This is a genomic window from Halomonas sp. KM072 (assembly GCF_050710315.1).
GTDB classification, from domain to species: Bacteria; Pseudomonadota; Gammaproteobacteria; order Pseudomonadales; family Halomonadaceae; genus Vreelandella; species Vreelandella hamiltonii.
Map to the genome: position 1 here is coordinate 909,333 of NZ_CP136132.1, position 24,390 is coordinate 933,722.

Annotated in this window: 24 protein-coding genes; 10 read left to right on the top strand and 14 right to left on the bottom strand. The window is 62.2% G+C overall.

Annotation, left to right across the window (positions count from 1 at the left end):
• Positions 1-17 precede the first annotated feature (17 nt).
• Positions 18-1,142: an NAD(P)H-dependent glycerol-3-phosphate dehydrogenase gene (locus tag RVM26_RS04090; RefSeq protein ID WP_422822513.1), complete on the top strand. Its 1,125-nt coding sequence runs from the start codon at positions 18-20 to the stop codon at positions 1,140-1,142.
• Positions 1,135-1,653 carry a SixA phosphatase family protein gene (gene sixA, locus RVM26_RS04095; RefSeq protein WP_498940977.1) on the top strand — a complete coding sequence of 173 codons (519 nt, stop codon included), beginning with the start codon at positions 1,135-1,137 and terminating at the stop codon, positions 1,651-1,653. Before RVM26_RS04090 ends, sixA begins: the two co-directional genes overlap by 8 nt.
• Before the next feature lie 160 nt (positions 1,654-1,813).
• Here the strand turns inward: sixA and gatB are convergent, their stop codons facing one another.
• Genes gatB through gatC form a run of 3 tightly spaced genes read right to left on the bottom strand, consistent with a single transcriptional unit; the run spans position 1,814 to position 5,075 of the window.
• A complete protein-coding gene (gene gatB / locus RVM26_RS04100; RefSeq protein ID WP_016913464.1) occupies positions 1,814-3,268 on the bottom strand; it encodes an Asp-tRNA(Asn)/Glu-tRNA(Gln) amidotransferase subunit GatB in 1,455 nt (484 codons plus the stop codon).
• Positions 3,268-4,728 (bottom strand): amidase, encoded by a 1,461-nt coding sequence (gene gatA, locus RVM26_RS04105; protein ID WP_498940979.1) that lies wholly within the window; start codon positions 4,726-4,728, stop codon positions 3,268-3,270. The genes gatB and gatA overlap by 1 nt, the downstream gene beginning before the upstream one ends.
• A gap of 59 nt (positions 4,729-4,787) precedes the next feature.
• A complete protein-coding gene (gatC, locus tag RVM26_RS04110; RefSeq protein ID WP_016913466.1) occupies positions 4,788-5,075 on the bottom strand; it encodes an Asp-tRNA(Asn)/Glu-tRNA(Gln) amidotransferase subunit GatC in 288 nt (95 codons plus the stop codon).
• Between the two features lie 229 nt (positions 5,076-5,304).
• On the opposite strand from gatC, the gene RVM26_RS04115 reads away from it, so the two are divergent.
• From RVM26_RS04115 to tldD, 7 genes are all read left to right on the top strand, one after another.
• Entirely contained in the window at positions 5,305-6,342 is a 1,038-nt protein-coding gene (locus tag RVM26_RS04115) for a rod shape-determining protein (RefSeq protein ID WP_039177500.1), read from the top strand.
• Between the two features lie 23 nt (positions 6,343-6,365).
• Positions 6,366-7,298 (top strand): rod shape-determining protein MreC, encoded by a 933-nt coding sequence (gene mreC / locus RVM26_RS04120; RefSeq protein ID WP_287805360.1) that lies wholly within the window; start codon positions 6,366-6,368, stop codon positions 7,296-7,298.
• Positions 7,298-7,792: a rod shape-determining protein MreD gene (gene mreD, locus RVM26_RS04125; RefSeq protein WP_144983537.1), complete on the top strand. Its 495-nt coding sequence runs from the start codon at positions 7,298-7,300 to the stop codon at positions 7,790-7,792. The genes mreC and mreD overlap by 1 nt, the downstream gene beginning before the upstream one ends.
• Positions 7,789-8,403, top strand: a complete 615-nt coding sequence (locus tag RVM26_RS04130; RefSeq protein WP_287805365.1) for a Maf family protein — start codon at positions 7,789-7,791, stop codon at positions 8,401-8,403. The genes mreD and RVM26_RS04130 overlap by 4 nt, the downstream gene beginning before the upstream one ends.
• A 75-nt stretch (positions 8,404-8,478) precedes the next feature.
• Complete coding sequence (gene rng, locus RVM26_RS04135; protein ID WP_498940982.1) at positions 8,479-9,942, top strand: Rne/Rng family ribonuclease; 1,464 nt, start codon at positions 8,479-8,481, stop codon at positions 9,940-9,942.
• Positions 9,942-13,808, top strand: a complete 3,867-nt coding sequence (locus RVM26_RS04140; protein ID WP_498940983.1) for a YhdP family phospholipid transporter — start codon at positions 9,942-9,944, stop codon at positions 13,806-13,808. The genes rng and RVM26_RS04140 overlap by 1 nt, the downstream gene beginning before the upstream one ends.
• Complete coding sequence (gene tldD / locus RVM26_RS04145) at positions 13,805-15,259, top strand: metalloprotease PmbA/TldD family protein (RefSeq protein ID WP_498940985.1); 1,455 nt, start codon at positions 13,805-13,807, stop codon at positions 15,257-15,259. The genes RVM26_RS04140 and tldD overlap by 4 nt, the downstream gene beginning before the upstream one ends.
• A 37-nt stretch (positions 15,260-15,296) precedes the next feature.
• Here tldD and yjgA read toward each other — a convergent pair whose 3' ends face one another.
• Entirely contained in the window at positions 15,297-15,818 is a 522-nt protein-coding gene (gene yjgA / locus RVM26_RS04150; RefSeq protein ID WP_016913474.1) for a ribosome biogenesis factor YjgA, read from the bottom strand.
• A gap of 96 nt (positions 15,819-15,914) precedes the next feature.
• On the opposite strand from yjgA, the gene pmbA reads away from it, so the two are divergent.
• Positions 15,915-17,255 (top strand): metalloprotease PmbA, encoded by a 1,341-nt coding sequence (gene pmbA / locus RVM26_RS04155; RefSeq protein WP_039177481.1) that lies wholly within the window; start codon positions 15,915-15,917, stop codon positions 17,253-17,255.
• A 6-nt stretch (positions 17,256-17,261) separates the two neighbouring features.
• On the opposite strand, the gene RVM26_RS04160 is transcribed toward pmbA, so the two are convergent.
• The 10 genes from RVM26_RS04160 to RVM26_RS04205 form a co-directional block, all read right to left on the bottom strand.
• On the bottom strand, positions 17,262-17,531 hold the full coding sequence (locus tag RVM26_RS04160; RefSeq protein ID WP_039177479.1) for an HPr family phosphocarrier protein: 270 nt from the start codon (positions 17,529-17,531) through the stop codon (positions 17,262-17,264).
• Between the two features lie 25 nt (positions 17,532-17,556).
• Positions 17,557-18,489, bottom strand: coding sequence for a RapZ family nucleotide-binding protein (gene rapZ / locus RVM26_RS04165; protein ID WP_498940989.1), 933 nt, complete (start codon positions 18,487-18,489; stop codon positions 17,557-17,559).
• Between the two features lie 69 nt (positions 18,490-18,558).
• Positions 18,559-19,026 carry a PTS sugar transporter subunit IIA gene (ptsN, locus tag RVM26_RS04170; protein ID WP_498940991.1) on the bottom strand — a complete coding sequence of 156 codons (468 nt, stop codon included), beginning with the start codon at positions 19,024-19,026 and terminating at the stop codon, positions 18,559-18,561.
• 4 nt (positions 19,027-19,030) lie between these two features.
• Positions 19,031-19,339, bottom strand: a complete 309-nt coding sequence (gene hpf, locus RVM26_RS04175; RefSeq protein ID WP_027335376.1) for a ribosome hibernation-promoting factor, HPF/YfiA family — start codon at positions 19,337-19,339, stop codon at positions 19,031-19,033.
• Positions 19,340-19,436: 97 nt separating this feature from the next.
• Positions 19,437-20,852, bottom strand: coding sequence for an RNA polymerase factor sigma-54 (locus RVM26_RS04180; RefSeq protein ID WP_081137013.1), 1,416 nt, complete (start codon positions 20,850-20,852; stop codon positions 19,437-19,439).
• Positions 20,853-20,957: 105 nt separating this feature from the next.
• On the bottom strand, positions 20,958-21,704 hold the full coding sequence (gene lptB / locus RVM26_RS04185; RefSeq protein WP_498941705.1) for an LPS export ABC transporter ATP-binding protein: 747 nt from the start codon (positions 21,702-21,704) through the stop codon (positions 20,958-20,960).
• Positions 21,705-21,725: 21 nt separating this feature from the next.
• Positions 21,726-22,229 carry a lipopolysaccharide transport periplasmic protein LptA gene (lptA, locus tag RVM26_RS04190; protein ID WP_039177461.1) on the bottom strand — a complete coding sequence of 168 codons (504 nt, stop codon included), beginning with the start codon at positions 22,227-22,229 and terminating at the stop codon, positions 21,726-21,728.
• Positions 22,226-22,810: an LPS export ABC transporter periplasmic protein LptC gene (gene lptC, locus RVM26_RS04195; protein ID WP_498940994.1), complete on the bottom strand. Its 585-nt coding sequence runs from the start codon at positions 22,808-22,810 to the stop codon at positions 22,226-22,228. The genes lptA and lptC overlap by 4 nt, the downstream gene beginning before the upstream one ends.
• The gene (locus RVM26_RS04200) at positions 22,811-23,353 is read right to left on the bottom strand and encodes a KdsC family phosphatase (RefSeq protein ID WP_039177455.1); all 543 of its coding nucleotides are present in this window, start codon (positions 23,351-23,353) and stop codon (positions 22,811-22,813) included. It abuts the gene before it with no gap.
• Between the two features lie 34 nt (positions 23,354-23,387).
• Complete coding sequence (locus RVM26_RS04205; protein WP_498940997.1) at positions 23,388-24,374, bottom strand: KpsF/GutQ family sugar-phosphate isomerase; 987 nt, start codon at positions 24,372-24,374, stop codon at positions 23,388-23,390.
• Between the last annotated feature and the right edge of the window lie 16 nt (positions 24,375-24,390).

Consider the following 24,390-nt stretch of genomic DNA (forward strand, 5'->3'; position numbering starts at 1 on the left):
GTAGGTGATCACTATGAATGCTAAACGATCAGGATGTCATCATGGCGGATGAGCAACAGATTAAGGTCGCCGTGCTGGGCGGGGGGAGTTTTGGTACCGCCTTGGCCAGCATTGCGGCAGACAACGGTGCCCAGGTGCGCCAGTGGATGCGTGACGAAGCGCTGGTGGCGCAGATCAATCAGGAGCACCGTAATGGCCGCTACCTGCCCGATTATCCGATCAACCCTGCCGTCGAGGCGTCCACTGACCTGGAAGCCGTCCTGGTCGGGGCGGAGCTGGTGCTGATCGCCATTCCCTCCAAGGCGTTTCGCAGCGTGGTGCAGGCGGCCAAGCCGTGGCTGACCGCCCAGCAGATTCTCGTCAGCACCACCAAGGGGATCGAGCAGGAGAGTTTTCTGCTGATGAGCCAGGTGCTGGAGCAGGAGACCGGCTTTAGCCATATTGGCGTGATCGCGGGCCCGAACCTGGCCTCCGAGATTGCCGATAAACAGCTGACCGCGACCGTGATTGCCAGCGCCGATGCCCTGACGCGTACCCGGGTGCAGCAGGTGCTGGGGTGTCGCTATTTCCGCGTTTACGCCAGTAATGACCGGCACGGCGTCGAACTGGGCGGGGCACTCAAGAATATCTATGCCATCGCCGCAGGCATGGCAGCGGCACTGGGCATGGGTGAAAACACCCGCAGCATGCTGATGACCCGTGCACTGGCGGAGATGAGCCGGTTTGCCGTGGCCCAGGGGGCCAATCCGATGACGTTTCTGGGGTTGGCGGGAGTAGGTGACTTGATCGTGACCTGCTCCTCGAATCTGTCGCGTAACTATCGGGTGGGGTATGCGCTGGGCGAGGGGCGTGACCTGGAGGCTGCGGTAGAAGCGTTGGGGCAGGTCGCGGAAGGGGTCAATACCGTCAAGCTGGTGTGCGCCAAGGCTGAGGAGTTGGGCGTTTACATGCCGCTGGCGGAAGGGCTGAAGCGGGTGCTGTTCGATGGCGTGCCCGCCCAGGAAATGGCGCGCACGCTGATGCTGGGTGAGCAAAGCAGCGACGTCGAATTCATTCTGCCCCGTGAGGCCGTACAGCAGGCGCATCGGGAACAGACATCGCCCCCTCGAGTGGCGGTCAGCAAAGGAGATGTTCATGAGTGACCAGGGAAATCAGGCGCTGCGCCATGGCGGCGCGAGCCCACTGCTGATCATGCGGCATGGTGAAGCCGCTCCCGGCTTTCCAGACCCGGTGCGTGCGCTGACTCGCCGCGGCGAACAGGAGGCGGGCGCCATGGCGCGCTGGCTGGCCGCGCGGGTCAGTGAAGGAGAGCTTGCCACCCCCGTGCTGTATGCCAGCCCGTATGTGCGTGCGCAGCAAACCGCTGAGCATATCCGTGATGCCTTGGGCATTCCCTTGAATACCTTGCCGTTCATCACGCCAGACGATTCCGCCAGCGACGTGGCCGAGTGGCTGATGGCACAACAGCCCCAAGGGCCCATCATGCTGGTCAGCCATATGCCGCTGGTGGGCGAGTTGGCAGGGTTGTTGATCGAAGGCTCGCCGAGCCAAGGGCTGGGTTTCCCCACGGCGGCCATTGCCGAGCTGGAGGCCGACGTCTGGGCAGCAGGGTGCGCTCAGCTGCAGCGCTTCACCCAGCCCAGCCAGCTGTAGCGGCTGGTTGTAGAGGCTAGTTGTAGAAAGTAGCTGTAGAAAGTAGCTGTAAAGAGTAGCTGTAGAGAGTAGCTGTTGAAAATAGCTGAGCGAGTCCCCCACCACGCAAAGCGGCTGCCGAAGCAGCCGCTCATGGTGATGCACTGGCACTGGGGGCGCGTTACAGCAAAGCGTCCAGCTTGGTCTTGAGCAGGTCGTTCACCTGCTGGGGGTTGGCGGTGCCGCGAGAGGCCTTCATGACCTGGCCCACGAAGTAGCCGATCATCTTGCCGCGCTTCTCGGGCTCCGAATCGCGGTACTGAGCGACCTGGGCCGGGCTCTCGGCGATGACCTGATCGATCATGCCTTCGATGGCGCCAGTATCGGTCACCTGCTTCAGCCCTTTGGCATCGATGATGGCATCGGCGCTCTCCCCCTGGCCATTCCACAGCGCCTGGAAGACCTGCTTGGCGGCCTTGCCGTTGATGGTGCCATCGAGCACGCGGCGTACCACTTCGCCCAGCTGCTGGGCCGAGACGGGGCTGTTCTGAATGCTCAGGTTTTCCCGGTTCAATGCACCGGACAGCTCGCCCTGAACCCAGTTGGCCGCCTGTTTGGCATCGCCGCACACTCGGTGGACTTCCTCGAAGAACTCCGCCATTTCGCGGCTGGCCGAGAGTACGCTGGCATCGTAAGCCGATAGCCCCAGCGCGTCCTGGAAACGAGCGCGCTTGTCGGCTGGCAGTTCCGGCAACTGGCTGCGCAGATGCTCCAGGTACGCTTCATCGAGGACCACGGGCAGCAGGTCGGGGCAGGGGAAGTAGCGGTAATCGTTGGCTTCTTCCTTGGTGCGCATGCTGCGGGTCTCATCGCGCTCAGGGTCGTACAGGCGGGTTTCCTGCACCACGCTGCCGCCATCTTCGATCAGCTCGATCTGACGCTCGACTTCGAAGGCGATGGCGCGCTCCACGAAGCGGAACGAGTTGACGTTCTTGATTTCTGCGCGCGTGCCGAACGCTTCCTGGCCTTTGGGGCGCACCGAGACGTTGACATCACAGCGCATCGAGCCTTCGGCCATGTTGCCGTCGGAAATGCCCAGGTAGGTCACGATGGAGTGGATGGCCTTCAGATAGGCCGCTGCTTCCTTGGCGTTGCGCATGTCCGGTTCGGAGACGATCTCCAGCAGCGGGGTGCCTGCGCGGTTCAGGTCGATGCCGGTCATGCCGTGGAAGTCTTCATGCAGCGACTTGCCTGCATCTTCTTCCAGGTGAGCATGGTGGATGCGGATGCGCTTGGTGGTGTCGTCGTCTAGGGTGATTTCCACCTCGCCAGCGCCCACGATGGGGTGATACATCTGGCTGGTCTGGTAGCCCTTGGGCAAGTCGGGGTAGAAGTAGTTCTTGCGGTCGAAGACCGATACTTCCGGGATCTCGGCGTGGACGGCCAGGCCGAACTGAACGGCCATGGCGACCGCCTGTTCGTTCAAGACGGGCAGCACGCCAGGTAGGCCCAGATCAACGGCGCAGGCCTGGGTGTTCGGCTCGGCGCCAAACGCCGTCGAGGCGCCGGAAAATATCTTGGAACGCGTTGCGAGCTGAACGTGGACCTCGAGCCCAATCACGGTTTCCCATTGCATCAGGCGTTCTCCTCGGCAAAGGCAGGCAGTTTGAGATGCCAGTCGGTGGCTTGCTGGAACTGGTGAGCGACGTTGAGCAGCTGCGCTTCGGCAAAGTGCGTGCCGAGAATTTGCAGGCCCACCGGGCGGCCGCCCGCAAATCCGGCCGGAACGCTGATGCCGGGAATGCCCGCCAGGTTCACGGCAATGGTGTAGATATCCTGCAGGTACATCGACACCGGGTCTTTCTTCGCGCCCAGGTCGAAGGCGGGCGTGGGCGATGCGGGGCCCATCAGTACATCGACATCTTCGAAGGCGTCGAGGAAGTCCTGACGAATCAGGCGACGCACCTTCTGGGCCTTGGTGTAATAAGCGTCGAAGAAGCCTTCCGACAGGGTGTGGGTGCCAATCAGGATACGCCGCTTGACCTCTTCACCAAACCCTTCGGCCCGCGAGCGGGTGTAAAGGTCAATCAGGTCGGCAGGCGCCTTGCAGCGGTGACCGAAGCGCACGCCGTCGAAGCGCGACAGGTTGGAGGAAGCTTCAGCGGGGGCAATCACGTAGTAGGCCGGGATGGCGTAGTGCGTGTGCGGCAGGCTGACCTGCCGCACCGTGGCGCCCAGCGACTCGTAAACCTTGACGGCATCACGCACGGCTTGCTCGACTTCCGGGTCGAGGCCGTCGCCAAAATACTCCTTGGGCAGGCCGATTTTCAGGCCTGACAGCGGCGCGTTGAGGGTTTCGGTGTAGTCAGGTACGCCACGGGCGACGCTGGTGGAGTCGCGCAGGTCGTGCCCGGCAATCACGTTGAGCAGCAGGGCACAATCTTCAGCCGTGCGTGCCATCGGGCCTGCCTGGTCGAGGCTGGAGGCGTAGGCAATCATGCCGTAACGGGAGACGCGCCCATAGGTGGGCTTCAATCCGGTGATGCCGCAGAACGCGGCCGGCTGACGAATGGAGCCGCCGGTGTCGGTGCCCATGGCCGCAGGTACTAGCCCTGCCGCTACCGCCGCCGCGCTACCGCCGGAGCTGCCGCCGGGGACTGCCGTCAGGTCCCAGGGGTTCTTGACCGCGCCATAGTGGCTGTTTTCGTTGGACGAGCCCATGGCGAACTCGTCCATATTGGTCTTGCCGAGACTGATGGTGCCAGCGGCCGCCAGCTTTTCCACCACGGTGGCATCGTAAGGCGCGATGAAATTATCGAGCATTTTGGAGCCGCAGGTGGTCTTGACGCCCTGGGTGCAGAAAATGTCTTTCAGCGCCAAGGGGATACCAGCCAGCTTGCTCGCCTTGCCTGCCGCGCGTGCCTGGTCGGCGGCTTCGGCCTGGTTCAGCGCCTGCTCGGCGGTCACCGTGATGAAGCTGTTGAGCTTGCCATCGGCTTTTTCGATGCGCTGCAGAAAGTGGGAGGTCAGCTCTCGGCTGGAGAGTTCACCGCTGTCCAGGGCGGCGGCGAGCTGCGTTACGGTTTTATCGTGCATGACCCGGAAGCTCCGTTCGGGGGCGAATGAAATAAGCAGAAACGAGCGGGGTGCGGCGGTTATTCAACCACGCGAGGCACCAGATACAGGCCGTTTTCCACTGCCGGAGCACAGCGCTGGAAAGCGTCGCGCTGATTGGTTTCGGTGACTTCGTCGGCGCGCAGGCGCTGCGTGGCATCCAGCGGGTGGGCCAGTGGCGCCACGCCTTCGGTATCCACGCTCTGGAGCTGGTCGACCATGTCCAGAATGCGGCTGAGATCGTCGACAAAGCCACTGGCTTGGTCATCGCTGACGGCGAGTCGGGCCAGATGTGCGGCCCGGCGCACATGAGATTCTTCAAGCGCCATGATCGAGGTTTCCTCGCAAACGTGATGGAACATATTCCGCTTTGAGCGGTATACATACGGTCATCTTAAATTCGTCTTGTGGAGCAGACGTGGAAAATAGCCGCAAAAGGTACCACATATTGCCCCCCTCGGGCACTATTGGGCACGACTCGTGCTTGCTGCCAAGGGGTTGCGGTGATACCGTTTGCATCCGCACAGGGTTCCCGGTCTGCACTAGGTAACAACATCCATGTTCAAACGTTTGAGGGGGCTGTTTTCCAGCGATCTGTCGATCGACTTGGGTACGGCCAACACACTGATTTATGTACGCGGTCGTGGCATCGTGCTCGATGAACCGTCCGTAGTCGCCATCCGCCAATCCGGTAGCATGCGCAGCGTGGCTTCGGTCGGCGCCGACGCGAAGCGTATGCTCGGTCGCACGCCTGGCAATATCACGGCCATTCGACCCATGAAGGACGGCGTCATTGCCGACTTTACCGTTACCGAGCAGATGCTCCAGCACTTCATTCGCAAGGTGCATCAGAGCACGTTTCTGACGCCCAGCCCGCGTGTCCTGGTCTGCGTGCCCTGCATGTCGACTCAGGTAGAGCGCCGTGCCATCCGCGAGTCCGCCGAAGGGGCGGGTGCCCGCGAAGTCTTCCTGATCGAAGAGCCCATGGCTGCGGCCATCGGCGCAGGCTTGCCGGTAGAAGAAGCGCAGGGGTCGATGGTGGTGGACATTGGTGGCGGTACCACCGAGATCGCCATCATCTCGCTCAACGGGGTGGTCTATTCCGAATCGATCCGCGTAGGCGGTGACCGTTTTGACGAGGCGATCACCGCGTACGTGCGCCGCCATTACGGTAGCCTGATCGGCGAAGCCACGGCCGAGCGCATCAAGGAAGAGATCGGGTGTGCCTACCCGGGTGGCGAGCTGCGCGAGATCGACGTGCGCGGCCGTAACCTGGCGGAGGGCATCCCGCGCAGCTTCACGCTCAACTCCCACGAGATTCTCGAGGCGCTCCAGGAAACGCTGGGTTCTATCGTATCTGCCGTCAAGAGCGCGCTGGAACAGTCGCCCCCCGAGCTTGCCTCGGACATCGCCGAACGCGGCCTGGTGCTGACCGGCGGTGGCGCGCTGCTGCGTGACCTCGACAAGCTGATCGCCGAAGAGACGGGCCTGCCGGTCATCGTGGCCGAAGATCCGCTGACCTGCGTGGCGCGTGGCGGTGGCAAGGCGCTGGAGATGATTGACCAGCATACCTTTGAGTTACTGTCGAGCGATTGATCGCAGCGGTTTGACGCGGGGGATTGCCTATTAAACCGCTGTTTTCACACGGACCGTTACCCGGTTACCGGCTTTTCTTCTGTGTGCTGGCGGCAAGCGTGCTGATGTTTGTCGACCAGCGTTTCACGCGCATGGAAGATATTCGCGCCCAGATGACCATGGTCGTTGCCCCTATTCAGTGGGTGGTGAGCGTGCCCAGCGACGTCTTGAACTGGGGGGCGCTGGCGCTCTCTGACCAGCAAGCGCTGGTGGATGAGAATCGCCGCCTGCGTGAGCAGATACTGACGCTGTCCCATCGTGGGCAGCGGCTCGCCAACCTGACCGCCGAAAACGCCGAGCTGCGCACGCTGCTCAAGGCGGGCGAGCGTCGTGAGATTCCCTACATCACGGCTGAATTGCTGTCGCTGGACAACGACCCCTTTACCCATCAAATGGTCGTCGACCGAGGGCATCGTAACGGCGCCTATGTCGGACAGCCAGTGATCGATGCGTCTGGGTTGGTCGGTCAGGTGACCGCTGTGTCTGCCTACTCCAGCCGCGTGCTGCTGCTGGTGGATGCAAGTCATGCCTTGCCGGTTCAGGTCAATCGAAACGGCCTGCGTTTCATCGTGCAGGGCACCGGCCGTTATGGCAGCGTCAGCGTGTTGCACGTACCGGATACTGCCGACATTCGCGAAGGAGACTTGTTGACCACCTCCGGGTTGGCGGGTCGCTTTCCTCCTGGGTATCCCGTGGCCCGTGTCACCGAGGTGTACCATGACCCCGGCCAACCGTTTGCACGTGTCATGGCCGAGCCAGCCGCCCAGCTGCAACGCTCACGGCATTTCCTGATGCTCTTTCCACCACCCCGCGAAGAGTTCGACGCGTCTGACTGGGACGAGTCCATGGATATCTCGGCTCAGGCCGTGCATGCCGCTCAGCGTCTGGCTGAGTCTCATTCACAGGAGGCGCCTTGATGGCTAGGGCTCCCGTTGTGCCGCTGTTCGCCGTTTGGCTGAGCCTGCTGCTGGCGCTGTGCTTGCAGGTCATGCCGGTGGCGGATGGCTGGCAGGTGTTTCGCCCCGAATGGGTGGGCCTCATGCTCATCTACTGGAGCATGCGCTCACCGGACCGAGTCGGGGTCTTTCACGGCTTCGTGGTGGGCCTGCTGCTAGACCTGATCGAAGGGACCGCGCTGGGCCAACACGCGCTCATCTTGTCGCTGTTGGCGTTTCTGGCTGCCATGGTCTATCCACGTTTTCGCGCTTACTCGCTGGTGCAGCAGGCCGTGCTGGTGCTGGTGCTGCTGGGGCTGGTGCAGCTGGTCGAGCAGTGGTTGCGTACCTTGACCGGCGAGTTTTCGATCCACCTCTCTTTCTTGATTCCCTCGCTGATGAGTGCGCTGTTGTGGCCTTGGCTGGCCACCATGCTGGTGGCTCTGGAGCGGCGCATGATGAGCAGTGGAACATGAGCGAAGTGATTTCCGGCGCATCCTCCCCGCCGGTGCTCTGCCTGGCGTCTGCGTCGCCGCGTCGCAAGGCGCTGCTGGCGTCGATTGGCGTGCCTGTCAGCGTGCTGCCCAGCGATATCGATGAAACGCCGCTGGCCGATGAGTCGGCCTTGGCGTATGTGGAGCGACTGGCCATCGCCAAGGCCAGCGCGGCCATGGCCCGAACGCACTTGCCGGTGCTCGGGTCGGATACGGCAGTCGTGGTGGCGGGGGATATTCTTGGCAAGCCCCGAGACCAGCAACATGCCGCCGAGATGTTGAAACGGCTCTCGGGGGGCACGCATCAAGTACTGACCGCGGTGGCAGTGAGTGGGCCGCTGGGTATACTCTCATGTTGTGTCACGACTCATGTCACCATGCGCTCATTGAGCCGCGAGGAAATCGCCTGCTACTGGCAGACTGGTGAGCCTGTGGACAAAGCCGGTGGCTATGCCATACAAGGGCTTGCTTCGGTGTTCGTCGAAGAAATTCAGGGCAGTCACTCTGCCGTCGTGGGGCTGCCGCTATTTGAAACCACGCGCTTGCTTGTCCAGCAGGGAGTGCCCGTTTGGGCGGGCCGATATCCAACGTAGCGATTGGGCCCGCACTGGTACCTGGCGACGACCGCTGCGCTGGCAAGGAACCGGATATTCAATAAGGAATTGTGCATGAGCGGTGAAGTCCTTATCAATTTGACGCCCATGGAGACCCGCGTCGCGCTGGTGGAAAATGGCGTGTTGCAGGAGGCGCTCATCGAGCGTTCTCGTCGCCGTGGGATCGTGGGTAATATCTACAAAGGCAAAGTGGTTCGCGTACTGCCTGGCATGCAGGCTGCCTTTGTCGATATTGGCCTTGAACGCGCCGCTTTCATTCATGCCCATGAAGTGATGCCGCCCGGCACCCCTAGCGATGAGCAGCAGACCATCGGGCAGTTGCTGCACGAAGGCCAGGCCCTGGTCGTGCAGGTCACCAAGGACCCTATCGGCACGAAAGGGGCGCGGCTGACTACCCATCTCTCGATTCCTTCGCGTTACCTGGTCTACATGCCGGACTCGCCTCACCATGGCGTTTCCCAGCGTATCGAAGACGAACGCGAGCGTGAGCGGCTGAAAGCGCTGCTGGACAAGAGCATCGCAGAACAGACCATCGACGTGACGGGTGGCTTCATCGTGCGCACGGCGGCAGAAGGCGTGGGCGATGAAGAGCTGGCCAGCGACATGTATTTTCTGCTGCGCATCTGGCGCAAGGTCAGCGAGCGCAAGATCACCGCTTCCCCGCCCAGCGTGATCTACGACGACTTGCCGCTGTTCATGCGCACCCTGCGTGACGTCATGCGCGATGATATCGAAAAAGTACGCATCGACTCCCGGGAAAACTTCATCAAGCTGGTCGAGTTTGCCGAAGAGTTCATGCCCGACGCGGTGGACCGTATCGAGTACTACCCGGGCGAGCGACCGATTTTTGACCTCTACAGCGTCGAAGACGAGATTCAGAAAGCCCTGGGGCGCAAGGTGCAGCTCAAATCCGGTGGGTATCTGGTCATCGATCCTACCGAAGCCATGACGACCATCGACGTCAACACCGGTGGGTACGTCGGCCATCGCAATCTGGAAGAGACCATTTTCAAGACCAACCTGGAAGCCGCGACGGCCATTGCCCGTCAGTTACGGCTGCGCAACCTGGGCGGTATCATCATTATCGACTTCATCGACATGGTGGATGTCGAGCATCAGCGTCAGGTGCTTCGCGTATTGGAAAAGGCGCTGGAGCGTGACCATGCAAAAACCAAATGTACCGGGATAACCGAGCTGGGGCTGGTGCAGCTGACCCGCAAGCGTACGCGGGAAAGTCTCGAACAAACGCTGTGCGAGGCCTGTCCCACCTGCGCCGGCCGCGGTACCTTGAAGACCCCCGAAACCATCTGCTACGAAATCTTCCGCGAAATCCTGCGTGAAGAGCGTGCCTACAGCGCAGAAACCTACATGGTGCTGGCCTCTCAGCCGGTGGTGGATCGTTTGTTGGATGAAGAGTCGGCGGCCGTGGCTGATCTGGAAACCTTCATCAACAAGACCATTCGCTTTCAGGTCGAGCAGCACTACTCCCAAGAGCAGTACGATATCGTACTCATGTGATGGCTGCGTCAAGCTCCTTACTCCGCCTCTTGCTTCGCGTCGTACTGGTGACGCTGGCAGTACTGCTGGGCCTGCTGGCGTTACTGCTGGTGACGCTGCGCGTGGCCCTCAGCCAGAGCGATGCACTCGCGCCACGCATCGAAGCCGTGCTGGAAGCCAGAATCGGTGCGCCGGTGAGTATCGGGCAAGTATCGCTCTCGTTGGCGCGCAATGATCTGCGTTTCCTGCTCGAAGACCTGCGTATCGATACCCCTCAAGGCGACCCGCTGGCTGCCGTCGAGCGCGTGCATTTACGCCTGGATGGTTTGGCGAGCCTGCGCCATTGGGCACCCATTTTCAGCGATGCCCGCATGGCGGGCCTCGAGTTCCACCTCTATCAAACCCCTGGAACCACTTGGGGATGGCCGGCGCCCGCCAGGCTTCCCTTGGGCATGGCCCCGCAGCCGGATATCGATCTGGCGTTGATCGACGCCTGGGCAGGGTTGTTGCTCCGGCAGCGTCTATGGGTAGACAACAGCCGCGTGCTGCTGCATGGGCGTGAGCAGACGGTGCTGTTGCATGCACCGTCGCTGGTGCTGGATGGCGATGAGCGTCGGACGCGGCTCTCTGGCGAGCTGACGGTGGTGGAAGACCCCGACCAGCAAGCCGCGGCGCTGCCTGCCATCACCATGGGCGCCGAGATGCAGCCAGGTGCGCGTGGCTTGAGTGATTTTTCGGCCGCGCTGCAGATGAATATGCAGCTGGATCATCTGGTGGTGCTGGCAGCGCTGTTTCGACCCGAGCAGATGCCGTATCTGGAGCAGGCGGGCGGTCAGGTGCAGCTATGGGGACGCTGGCGAGAAGGGCGCCTTGAGGATGCCCGACTTGCGGTCGATATGCCCGAGCTGACCCTGCGCCGGGATGTGGAGTATGCCGTGCTGCGCAACATCCAGGCCTCCGGGCAGTGGCAGCGCAACGGGGAGGGCGGTGAAGCCTGGCTGAGCGGCAACGCAGAAAGCGTCGAGTGGGCACAGCCAGAGGGCATCAGTGACGGTCCTGCCCTACCTTACCACTGGTATCTGGCCCACGAGCCCGGCCGTTGGGAACTGCGCACCAGCGCCTTCGAACTGGCCTCGCTGGCCGCCTGGCGCGAGTACGCCCTGTTACCCGAGTCGCTGACGCGGGTGCTGCAAACCCTGGCCCCCAGAGGGCAGGTGCAGGGGCTGCGGCTAGGACAGCGTGAAGGGCGCTGGGGGGTCGATGCCGCGCTGACCAACGTCGCGGTCGACCCGTGGCAGCAGGCACCCGGTGGAGGCCCTCTGGATGCCTGGGTGCAGGCGCGTGACCTGCGTGGCCGGGTGACCTTCAGCAGTGCGGGCAGCAGCGAACTCTACTTCCCGCAGCTCTTCGAAGCGCCCATGCAGCTGGGGCATGCCGAGGGGGTGGTGGAGTGGGTCTACGATGGCCCACGTACCATGATCAGCGGGCGTGAGCTTAAAGTCGATTGGGATGGCGCCCGAATCGAGGGTGGCTTTGGCCTGATCACGGGGCAGCAGCGTGGTCAATTTGGTCTCGACCTCGCCTTCGAGAATGTCGATGCCGTGGAGCGCCCGTTAGGGCAATGGTTGCCGCTGGGTGTGTTGGGGCCGGAGTTGCGGGAATGGTTGCAAAAAGACATCGGTGGCCGAGTGCCGCAGGGGGCGCTCAAAATGAGTCTGCCGTTTGGAGAGCCCGGTAGCGCGCCGCCATTCTCTGCCACGCTGGCACTGCTGGTGCGCGAGGGCTACTTGCCGATAGCTGACGGTTGGCCGCTGCTGGAAGAGATCGATGGCCGCTTGATATGGCAGGGGGGAGAGCTGAAGGCGCAGGTGGCGAGTGCCCAGAGTCAAGGGGTCCAGCTGTCTGATGGAGCCGTCCAGCTGGGTGAAGACAACATGCTGCGGCTGTCGGGGCAATTGCACAGCGATGGTGCCTCGCTGTTGCGCTTTCTCAAGGCCATGCCAGAAGCGGGCGAGTTGCCGCTCGACGAGCTCAGCGCTGAAGGCGTGGTCGACGGCAGCCTGGCGGCGGTGGTGCCTTTGGAGCATCCAGAAGGGCTGTCGCTGGATATCAACGTGGTGCCTTCTCTGGAGGTCGTGCGCTACCCACCGATGCCTGTGTCACTGCGCCAGGTCGAAGGCGAGGTGAGCTGGCAGCAGTCGGGCGAGCAGCGGGCGCTGCTGGGCAATCTGCAGGGGCGTTGGCAAGGCGGGGGAATCCGCGCCGACTTTGATGAAGATCAGCAGCGGGTGCGGCTCAGTGGTGAGGTGGATAGCGCGGCGCTCTGGGCGCTGGCGGGCATGCCGGACACGGCACAAGAGGTGCTGCGCGGGCGCACGGCCTGGGAAGGCGTGGTGAACTGGGAAGACACCCCGACCTTGAGTGTGCAAAGCCAGCTGGTTGGGCTGAGCAGTCAGCTGCCCGAGCCGTTCGATAAACGCGCCGAGCAGCCCTGGCCGTTACGGGTGCGCGCTGATTTTTCCAGTGCCAGAGGAGAGGTGCGGATGGCTGATCTGCTGGCCATGCGTCTGGCGCTCAGAGAGCCAGAAGGTGTGATGGGCGAGGTCGCGCTGGGCAGCGTGGCACCGTTGGTGGAATGGCCCCAGCAGCCAGGCTGGAAAATCGATGCATCGCTAAACACCATTGACCCCTTGGCCTGGCAGCAGGCCTTGTCGCCGCTGTTCGACAAGGGGGCGGGGGGGGCGCCGACGTCCGGGGCGTTGCCGACCCTCGAAGCCGTGCTGAGGACGTCCTGTTTACGTTATCGAGACGAGTGTCTGGGCGCCATGACGGCGTCCGGCAGTGCCGAGGCGGACCGAGCGCAGCTGCAAATCAATGGTGAGCTGCTGTCGGGACGCGTGAGCTATCAGCCTCGCGAGGCTCGTCCGCTGGATGTGGTGGTGAGCTATCTGGCCGCTGACCGTCTGCTTGACCTGCCCGGTGAGGAGCAGGCCAACGTCGTCTCTGCACCAGACTCCTGGCTGGATGAGATCACCACCGAATACGCGGCTCCAGCCCCTATCCCCGAATGGCTGGCCTCCGTGCCCGACGGGCGATTGCGACTGGCCGAACTGAGTGTTGGCAATGGCGTTTACGGTCCTCTGACGGCGTATTGGCAAACGAACGATCAGCGTCTCTCGATTGCGCCGGTGGGGCTGACGTTGGGGCAGCTCTCGGCGCGTGGCGAGCTGCACTGGGAAGGTAATCCGGTGACCAGCCGCACGCGCGCTGACCTGACGATCCAGGGGGGAGATCTGGGCACTGCCCTGGAGCGTCTGGGGCAGCCCGTTGCCATGCGCAGCCGCACCACCAACGTGGCCGCCGAGCTTGCCTGGGCGGGGGCGCCCTGGCAGTTTGCGCTGGCCCGCGCAGGTGGGGAGCTGAGCACGGATATTCGTGACGGGCGCTTCGTGATGCTCGACTCGGCACCTGCTCGGCTGGTGGGGCTGCTCAACTTCGATAACATTCTGCGCAGACTGCGCTTTGATTTTTCGGATGTGACCGGGCAAGGGACGGCGTTCGATCGGGTGCATGGCACGGCAGACGTGGCCCAAGGGCAGCTGTTGCTGCGTGGCCCCCTACAAATTGATGCCCCTGCCACGACCTTTACGCTGACAGGAAATGTTAATCTCTTGCAGCGCGAACTCGATCAGCGTCTTGGCGTCACACTGCCAGTGAGCCAAAGTCTGCCTATCGCTGCAATCGCGGTGGGTGCTCCCATCGTCGGTGGGGCGCTCTTTATTGCCGACCGGCTCTTTGGTGACGCACTGGCCCAGGCCACCACCATTCATTATCGCGTGCGAGGTCCTTGGACCTCGCCGCAGGTTACTTTAGAAGGCCCTCAATGACCGCACACACAAGCGATATAGAGTCTGCAATTTCCATTTTGCTAACGCCGGGTGGTCTCGATCTGGAAGCCCTGGATACGGGCCTTGGCTACGCCATGGGGGCAGGCATCGATTATGCTGACCTTTACTTTCAGCGCACCTGGCAGGAGGGGTGGGTGCTGGAAGACGGTGAGGTCAAGGAAGCGAGTTACAACATCGATGGCGGGGTCGGTGTGCGGACGCTGGCCGGCGAAAAAACCGGCTTTGCCTACTCCAACCAGATTACTGCCGATGCTCTGATGGATACCGGACGCACCGCGTCGGGCATCGTGCGCAGTGGCAAGCAGTTGCCTGGCCAGCGTGTCGTGCCGGTAAGCGCAGCGGCGCGCTATGCAGGTATCGACCCGCTGGCAGGGCTGAGCGCCGAGGAGAAGGTGGCCATGCTGAAGCAGGCCGACCGCGTCGCGCGCGCTGCCGACCCCAGCATCAGCCAGGTCAGTGCCTCGCTGTCCGGCACCTACGAAGTCGTGCTGGTGCGCGCTAGCGACGGTACCCTGGCGGCGGACGTGCGACCGCTGGTACGTTTCAATGTCAGCGTGATCGCGGCCAAGAATGGCCGTCGGGAGCGGGGTAGCGCCGGTGGCGGTGGGCGCTACTCCATGGCTCGCCTGCGCGATGAGGGGGTGGCCGAGCGCTATGCCCAAGAGGCCGTGCGTCAGGCGCTTGTCAACCTGGAAGCGGTGGATGCACCTGCTGGACAGATGCCCGTGGTGCTTGGCGCTGGATGGCCTGGCATCCTCTTGCACGAGGCGGTCGGGCACGGCCTGGAGGGTGACTTCAATCGCAAGGGCAGCTCGGCCTTCGCCGGGCGAATGGGCCAGCGCGTGGCGGCCAAGGGCGTCACTGTGGTAGACGATGCCACGGTCATGGATAGCCGCGGGGCGCTCAGCGTCGATGACGAGGGCACGCCAGGCCAGTACACCCCTCTGATCGAGGATGGCATTCTTACCGGCTATATGCAGGACAAGCTGAATGCGCGATTGATGAATATGGCGCCAACCGGCAACGCGCGGCGTGAATCCTTTGCCCACCTGCCGATGCCGCGTATGACCAACACGGTGATGCTGGCCGGGCAGGATGCGCCGGAAGACATCATCAAAAGCGTCAAACGCGGCCTTTACGCGGTCAGCTTCGGTGGCGGGCAGGTAGATATCACGTCGGGCAAGTTCGTGTTTTCAGCCAGCGAAGCCTACCTGATCGAGGATGGGCGCATCACCTCGCCAGTCAAGGGCGCTACGCTGATCGGCAATGGCCCTGAGGCGATGGGACGAGTGTCCATGATTGGCCATGACCTGGCCATGGATACCGGGATTGGCGTATGCGGCAAGGAGGGCCAGGGCGTGCCGGTAGGCGTTGGGCAGCCTACCCTCAAGCTGGACGAGCTGACCGTCGGTGGCACGCAATCCGGCTAGTCAGACAGCGCAGCTCGTCATCGTTGGTGTGGGGGGGTCAGAGCGCCAGCGTATCGCGCAAGTGCTTGAACAGCTTGCGCGCGCTGGTCGGCGGTTTGCCCTGCTCACGCTCCTTGCGGGCGTTACGCACCAGCTGACGCAGGGTCTGGCGGTCGGCATCGGGGTAGTCGGCAAGGAACAGGTCGACGGCGTCGTCACCCTCGTCGACCAGCCGATCACGCCATTTTTCCAGACGATGGAAGGCATGGTCGCGCTGCTCTTTCTCTTGCTCGATGGCATCGAATACCCCCTGGATGGCGGCTAGATCCTCCTTGCGGATCAACTTGCCTACGTACTGCATGTGGCGGCGGCGGCCTTCATGGGAGCGGATGCGCGAGGTTTCCTCGATGGCCCGCAGCATGTCGTCAGACAGCGGAAAACGCGCTCGTTCGGCGGGTTTCATGGCAATCAAGGTTTCGCCAAGCGCCTGAAGAGCATGCATTTCACGCTTGAGCTGGGATTTACTGGGACGCTCTTCCTGCTCGTCAATATCGAGGGGCTCGGGGCGTTGCTTAGGCATACAGACACTCACTGATTTGGATTCGTCGGCAGCATTATATCAGGCTGCGACCATAACATTGATTCGCCAATGCAATTGAGGCGAAAAGGAGACCACATGGCACAGGCATTTGATGCAGCAGCGCAGCAGGCGCTACTGGCGCAGCGGGCGGAAGAAGCCCTTGGCCTGGCGAAAACGCTGGGCGCCGATGCCGCTGAAGTAGGCGCCAGTGTCGACCAGGGGGTGGGCGTCAGCGTACGACTCGGCGAGGTCGAGACCGTCGAGCTTTCCCGTGACCAGGGAATCGCCATTACGGTCTACGTTGGCCAGCGCAAGGGGAGCGCCTCTTCCACGGATGCCAGCAGCGCCTCGCTGCGCGCCACGGTGGAAAAGGCCCTGGCAATTGCGCGCTATACCGGCGAAGACCCTGCTGCCGGATTGGCAGACGCTGCGCTGATGGCGACCCGGTTGCCGGATCTCAAGGTGCACCACCCGTGGGCGCTCTCGACCGAGCAGGCCATCGAGCTGGCGCTGCGCTGTGAACAGGCGGGGCGCAGCGTGGACGGTATTCACCAGTCCGAAGGTGCCTCGTTGTCCAGTGGCGAGGGCGTGCGGGTCTACGCCAATAGCCATGGCTTTCTAGGTACCCAAAAGGGCAGCAGCCATTCGCTGTCCTGCATGCTGATCGCCCAGGATGACAAGGGTATGCAGCGCGACTATGACTACACGTCGGCGCGCAATCCCGTACAGCTGCGTGACCCGGAGGACGTCGGGCGCGAAGCGGCCGCACGCACCCTGCGGCGGCTGGGTGCGCGCAAGCCGCCCACCGGTACGTTTCCCGTGCTGTTCGACCCAACCCTGGCCGCAGGCCTGGTAGGCCACCTGATGGGCGCGTTGGCGGGCGGGGCGTTATATCGTGAAGCATCGTTCTTGTGTGATCGCCTGGGCAGCCCGCTTTTCCCGGAGTGGATGGGGCTGGAGGAGCGCCCCATGGAAGTCGGCGCCACGGCCAGCTCGCCCTTCGACGCCGAGGGTGTGCAGACCCGAGATAACCGTTTCATCGAGCAGGGCAGGATCGCCAGCTACATGCTGTCTGCCTACAGCGCGCGTCGCCTGGGTATGCAGTCGACGGGGAACGCTGGCGGAGCGCGTAACCTGCGTCTGTTGGCCCCGCTGACACCGCGTCACGAGCTGTTGCAGCAGATGGGGCGGGGTATTTGGGTCACCGAGCTGATGGGGCAGGGGGTCAATGCTGTGACGGGTGACTACTCTCGCGGTGCGGCCGGTTTCTGGGTGGAGAATGGCGAGGTACAGTACCCCATCGAAGAGTTCACCATTGCCAGCAATCTCAACACCATGTTCGCTGGCCTGATGGGGATTGGCGATGATACCGATACGCGTGGCAGCATTCATACCGGCAGCTGGCTGGTGGACGCCATGACGGTGGCGGGCAGCTGACGAGGGTTACTGATCCTCGTCGAAGCGGGCGTCGAACAGGGCCTGGATGGCATCGAGGGCCTGGTCGGCGTCTTCACCTTCTGCGGTAATGGTGAGTGACGTGCCGCAGGGGGCCGCCAGCATCAGCAGCGACATGATGTTGGCCGCATCGGCCTTTTGCTGCTGTTTGTACACGTGAATGCGGGCTGAAAACTGCTGGCCGCACTTGACCAGTTTGGTGGCGGCGCGGGCATGAAGGCCGCGTTGGTTGGTCAGCGTTAAGGTTCTTTCAGGCACTCTGGTTCCTTTTTGCCGAGTGATATCAGGGCGACGTCGTGTCGCTGGGAGGGGTGGAAGAAGCGGCATCGACGGTAGCGGGTAATTCGCTCAGCGTGTACTGCAAGCCCAATTCCCGGTGTCTGAGCTGAATAGCGCCAGTGCGCTTGACCAGCGATTGCGCCAGTTGCTCGACCATGTAGACAGAGCGATGCTGTCCGCCGGTACAGCCAATGGCCACGGTCATATAGCTGCGCTGACTGCTTTGGTAAGCAGGTAGCCATTTCTCCAGCCAGGCATGAATATCGTCACGCATGTCATCGACGATGGGGTAGCCTCTCAAGAAGGCCTTGATATTGGCGTCGCGTCCGGTGAACTGCCGCAAGCTGGGGTCCCAGTAGGGGTTGGGCAGGCAGCGCACGTCGAACACGATATCGGCATCCATGGGTACGCCCCGTTTGTAGCCGAAAGATTCGAACGTCAGGGTCAACTGGTCACGCCGCTGATGAGCAACCTGATCGGTGATGCGGCGGCGTAGGTCGTGTACCGAAAGACGCGACGTGTCGATCAGCAGGTCAGCCAGGTCCCGAATCTCGAGCAGGGTTTCTTCTTCTTTGTTGATGGCCTCTTCCAGGGTCATGTCGCTATCCCGCGTCAGCGGGTGGCGCCGACGGGTGGCCGAGTAGCGCTCCAGCAGAATGCGAGCGTCCGTGGTCAGGTAGATGACCTGAAAACGGATCTGACGCTGGCGTAGTTCTTCCAGCAGAGCAGGCAACTGTTCCAGTGCAGTAGGCAAGTTGCGCGCATCGATGCTGACGGCCAAATGAGTACGTCCGCCCTGTTGACGCAGTTCATCGACCAGCGAGCCCAGCAGCATGGCAGGCAGGTTGTCGATGGCGTAATAGCCAAGATCTTCCAGCGCCTGTAGGGCGATGGACTTACCGGACCCTGAACGGCCGCTAATGATCACCAGCTGCATAGCGCATCTCTCTTGGCTTGAGAAGGAATAGAGGGTTACCGTCGGCCTTGCTGCCCGGCAAAGGCTGCGCTAGGCAGCCTGCTCGCGAATCTTGTCGGTCAACAGCGTCAGCAGTTCACGCTGGCTGCTGACATTGCGCAATTGCTGGCGTGTGGCTGCGTCGTTCATGATCGTGGCGACCTGACCCAATAGCGCCAAATGCGTATCATCGGCTTCTTCGGGTACCAGCAGCACGAACACCAGATCGACGGGGTCACCATCGATGGCATCGAAGTCGACGGGTTCGGCCAGCTTGAGAAACCCAGCAATCGGCGTGCTGCAGTGAGGACTGCGTGCGTGGGGAATGGCCACGCCATTGCCGATGCCGGTACTGCCCAGCCGTTCACGGCCAATCAATCGACTGAAGACTTCCTGGCTATCCAGGCTGGGCGTGTTTTGAGCGATAAAGGTGCTGAAAAACTCCAGCACCCTTTTTTTGCTGCCCCCGGGCACGTCGTACAGCACGCGCTCCGGGGGGAGAATGGTTTCCAACATCATCGGGTTAACGCACGCCAGCGCCTTGGGCGCGGGCTTGTGCTTTTTCCTTGTGTTTTACGAGCTGACGGTCGATTTTGTCCGCCAGGGCGTCAATGGCTGCGTACATGTCGTTGTCCAGCGCTTCGGCATGAAGGTCGGCTCCTGCTGCGTGCAGGGTGCAGGCGGCTTGCTGGCGCTCCTTTTCAACAGATAAGGTGACCTGGACGGTCGTGATGTTGTCGTAGTGACGTTCAACGCGTTCCAGCTTTTCGTTTACGTAGTCACGCAAGGCGTCAGTCAGTTCAACGTGATGACCAGTGATGTTTACTTGCATTGACGTGCTCCTTATCCATCGGACTGTACTTCGATTGTAACCCTTTTTGGGCCATTGCAAAGCCCTCGTCGAGAGTTTGTTGGGCGAGAGCGTTTAACTAGCGTAAACGACGGCGCTCACTCGACGAAGGTATACCCATCGACTCACGGTACTTGGCCACGGTGCGGCGGGCCACGGTGATGCCGCCCGCTTCCAGCAGGGTGACCAGACGGCTGTCGGAGAGTGGCTTGCCCGGAGGCTCGTCCTGAATCAGTTTCTTGATGCGTGCTCGAATGGCCGTGCTGGAATGGCTGTCGCCACCTTCCTGGCCGCTGACTTGGCTGGAGAAGAAGTACTTGAGCTCGAACACCCCGCGCGGGGTATGAATGTATTTCTGGGTAGTGACCCGCGAGATGGTCGACTCATGCATCTCCACCGCTTCGGCGATATCGGCCAGAATCAGCGGTTTCATGGCTTCTTCGCCATGCTCCAGAAAGCCGATCTGCCGAGCAATGATCTCGCGCCCCACGCGCAGCAGGGTGTCATTGCGGCTCGAAAGGCTTTTGATCAGCCAGCGAGCCTCCTGGAGATGCTCTTTCAGAAACTGGTTGTCCTGGCTCTTGTCGGCGCGTTTGATCAGACTGGCGTAGTCGGGCTGAATACGCAGTCGAGGCAGCGCTTCCGGGTTGAGTTCCAGGTGCCAGCCCTCGTGATCGTGGCGTACCACCAGATCTGGCGTGACATAGCTGTCGTCGGTGATGCCGTAGGCGCTTCCAGGCCTGGGGTCAAGGCTGCGAATTAAACGGATGACATCGTCCAACTGCTCGTCGTCGAGGCTCAGGCGTCGCTTCAGCAAGCGCATGTCGTCCTTGCCAAGGGCTTCGAGAAACTGGCGTACCAGGCGTTTGGCAGGCATCAGCAGCGGGGTGTCTTCGGGCAGCGAGGCCAGCTGCAGCATCAGGCACTCCCGCAGGTCTCGGGCAAATACTCCGGTGGGTTCGAACTGCTGAAGGCGCAGCAGGGTGTTTTCGACCTCGCGCTGGCTCAGGCCGTCGTGGCCTTGTGCCTTGAGCCCCTCGCGAATGTCGTTGAGAGGCTGGGTCAGGTAGCCGTTGGCATCCAGCGCATCGATGAGGCTTTCGGCGATGGCATGTTCACGGGAGGAGAAGTCGGTCATGGCCAATTGCCAAAGCAGGTGACCGTGCAGGCTCTGCCCCGCCGCCTGACGCTCGAAGTCCGGGCCTTCGCTGCTGCCGCCCATGCTCCCCATGTCCTGGTACGTATCGGACCAGTCGCTGTCTACGGAAAGCTCGCTGGGGATGCTGTCTGCCCACTCGGCTTCCTGAGGCTCGCTGACGGCCTGTTCGCCAAACTCATCTTCCTGCTCGAGCATGGGGTTGGCATCCAGCGCCTGCTGAATTTCTTGACGAAGGTCCAGCGTCGATAGCTGAAGCAGCGCAATGGCCTGCTGCAGCTGAGGTGTCATGGTCAGCTGTGTGCCGATGCGCAGTTGAAGAGAAGCTTTCATGACCATCTGAGAACCACTCGTTAATCAGAAAGCTCCACCCTAGAGCGAGTCTGCGTTTGGTGCAAGTGCAATAAGCATGCCACTAAATAAAATGTCTTCGTGGGCCATTGTTTAAAGCCGGAAGTCGGCGCCCAGATAGACGTCACGTACCTTCTGGTTATTGAGGATTTCCTGGGGGTTTCCACTGGCGATGATGTGTCCGTCGCCAACTATGTAGGCAATATCGCAGATATCCAGGGTTTCACGCACGTTGTGGTCGGTGATGAGGACGCCAATATGACGCTTCTTGAGGGCGCGTATGATCGATTTGATATCGCCCACGGAAATGGGGTCGACGCCGGCAAATGGTTCATCCAGCAGAATGAAGGCAGGTTCGGTGGCCAGCGAGCGAGCGATTTCCACCCGCCGCCGCTCGCCGCCCGAGAGGCTCATGCCCAGGTTGTCGCGAATATGGGTGATGTGAAAATCTTCCAGCAGCGATTCGAGCTTGGCTTCTCGGCTGCTGCGGTCGAGCTCACGACGCGTTTCCAGAATGGCCATGATATTGTCGGCCACCGACAGTTTGCGAAAGATCGATGCTTCCTGAGGCAGGTAGCCGATGCCTGCCAGGGCACGTTCATGCATCGGCGCCCGGGTCAGGTCGAGATCGTCGATGCCCACTTTGCCAGCATCGGCCTTCACCAGGCCGACGATCATGTAGAACGAGGTGGTCTTGCCAGCGCCGTTGGGGCCTAGCAGGCCAACGACACTGCCTTGGGCAATTTCCAGGTTGATATCCTTGACCACGCGGCGGCGCTTGTAACTCTTGGCCAGATGCTGTGCATGGAGCGTCTTGACCGCTGCAGTGTCGGAGCTGATGGCTGTCACGAGGGGCTCTCTCTATTGCTCGGGCTGTAAAGTCATGCGGATGCGTTGCGGTGCGCTGCCGCTGACATCGGAGCGTGCTTGGACCACTCCGCGGTCGATGAAGTATTCGAGCCGTCCACCCTGGAAGCGATCCCCTTGCTGGGTCAGTTCGGCCTGGTCGATCAGCTCTACACGCCGCTCGGACACATGGTAGACGATGCGCCGCGCCCAGCCTTCCATGGGCGTCGTCTGGTCTTCCAGCTGGTTGCGCAGGTAGGCACGCTCGCCCGTGGCGACGGCCCGGGAGAGCTCGCCCGCCTCGTTGCGATGAATTTCGACACGCTCTCCGCGCAGCTGCATTTCACCTTGGCGAATGTCGACGTTGCCGGTATAGACCGCCGTGCCCGCACGTTGGTCCAGGTCCAGGCGGTCGGCTTCCACTTCAACGGGGGCCTGTTGTTGAGCGGCGGCAGGCAGCACGCCTACCACCATGGGAACGGCAAGGGCGAACAGTGCCGTACGAAGCAGGGCGTTCATGGCGACTCCTGAGAAGATTGGGGGGCGGGCGGATGCACGCCGCGCACGTTATCGATCAAACTGACACGGCTGTCGTCCAGCCAGACATCCATGCGTGAGGCTTCGATGCGTTGAGGTGGCTGCTGCAGTATCACAGGGGTGTCGCTCCAGGCATGACGCTCCAGTCCATCATAGTGCAGCAGGTCGGTATCCAGCTGCCAGCCTTCGTCCGGCGCCAGCAGGCGCGCGGATCCGGCCAGGGTCAGCGCCTGGGAGTCCATGTTCAAGGTGCCGGTGTCGGCAATGGCCAGCCATTCACGCTGCTCGCTGTCGAACAGGGTGGCGCGTGGTGACGTGACGTGGGTCATGGCCGCCTGCGGGGTATGTACCAGACGCGGTGCCACCAAGGATTGCTGAAGCGTACCGTCTTCACCGAACAGGGTGATTTCGGCATTTTCCAGCACGTGTCCGGGCTCTTGGGCCTGGGCCTCGGGGTCTACTTCGCGCTGTTGAGGGGCGCGTGGATCCAGCCACACCAACAGCCCACCCAGGGTGATGACCAGGCCCGACAGCCAGATGCGTTTTCTCACCCTGATGCCCATTCAGACGGAACCGTGCAGATAAGTGTCGAGTACGGCGTCCCAGTGCCCCTGGCTGGTGAGCAGCGTGTCACAGATTTCGCGCACGGCGCCATGCCCGCCCAGGCGATCGGTAATCCAGTCGGCGTGGGTGTGCATGTAGTCGGGGGCGTTGGGCACAGTGATGCCGACGCCGGAGCGCTTGATCGGCGCGAGGTCCGGGAGGTCGTCGCCACAGAACGCAACCTGTTCCAGGGTAATGTCTAACCGTTGGCATAGCCCGCGCAGGGTGGCGAGCTTGTCTTCACAGCCTTGGTAGACATGGCTGATGCCCAGCGCTGCGGCACGCTGGCTGACCATGGGAGAGTCACGGCCGGTAATCAGCGCGACGTGAATGCCGACCCGTTTCAGCAGCTTCAGCCCGTGGCCATCCTGGGTGTGAAAGGCCTTGATTTCGATGCCATCGGCCTGGAAGTACAGGCGTCCGTCGGTCAGCACGCCGTCCACGTCCAGGGCCAGCAGTTTTACACGGCGTATACGATCTAAAAGTGCGTCAGGTAGGGCCATAGAGTCTCCGTATCATCCATCATTGGATCATGGGTCAGATAACGCCGCTTGCCAGCAGGTCATGCATATGCAGAGCGCCAATCGGGCGCTGCTGTTCATCGACCACGGCCAGCGCCGTGATACGACTATCTTCCATTATACGCACGGCTTCGGCCGCCAGAACGTCGGGGCCAATGCGTTTGCCAGGCCGTGTCATGACGTCGTCCACCTTGACGTCGCGCAGGTCGTGAAACTGGTCCAGCGTGCGCCGCAGGTCGCCATCGGTATAGACACCGGCCAGCCGACCCTCATTGTCGATGACACAGGTAAAGCCGAGCCCCTGGCGGGTGATTTCCAGCAGGGCATCGCGCAGCGGGCTGCCCAGCGCCACCCGAGGCAGCCGCGCGCCGTCGTGCATCAGATCGCGTACCCTTAGCAGCAGGCGTTTGCCCAGGCTGCCGCCAGGATGCGAGAGCGCGAAATCTTCGGCCGTGAAACCGCGAGCTTCCAGCAGTGCGACGGCCAGCGCGTCACCCAGCGCAAGCGCCGCCGTCGTCGAGCTGGTGGGGGCCAGGTCCAGTGGGCAGGCTTCACGTTCGACGCCGCTGTCCAGGTGGGCCTCGGCATGCCGTGCCAGGGTCGAATCAGGGCGCCCCGTCATGCTGATCAAGGGAGTTCCCAGGCGCTTGAGCAGCGGCAGCAGAGCCGTGACTTCGCCGGTTTCGCCCGAGTTCGACAGGGCCAGTACCACATCGCCCCGGGTAATCATGCCGAGGTCGCCGTGGCTGGCTTCGCCGGGATGAACAAAGAAGGCGGGCGTGCCGGTACTGGCCAGGGTGGCCGCCAGTTTTCCGGCGATATGGCCGGATTTGCCCATGCCGGTCACCACCACACGACCCTTGCAAGCCAGGATCAGCTGGCAGGCGCGGTCGAAGCTCTCGTCCAGCTTGGCTTGCAGGCCGCCAATCGCGGCTTGCTCTATCTGCAGTGTCCGCAGTGCGCTTTCACGCAGTGAGCTGGGTGGGGTGGGGGGCTGGGGCATGGTCGGTCTCGTTCTC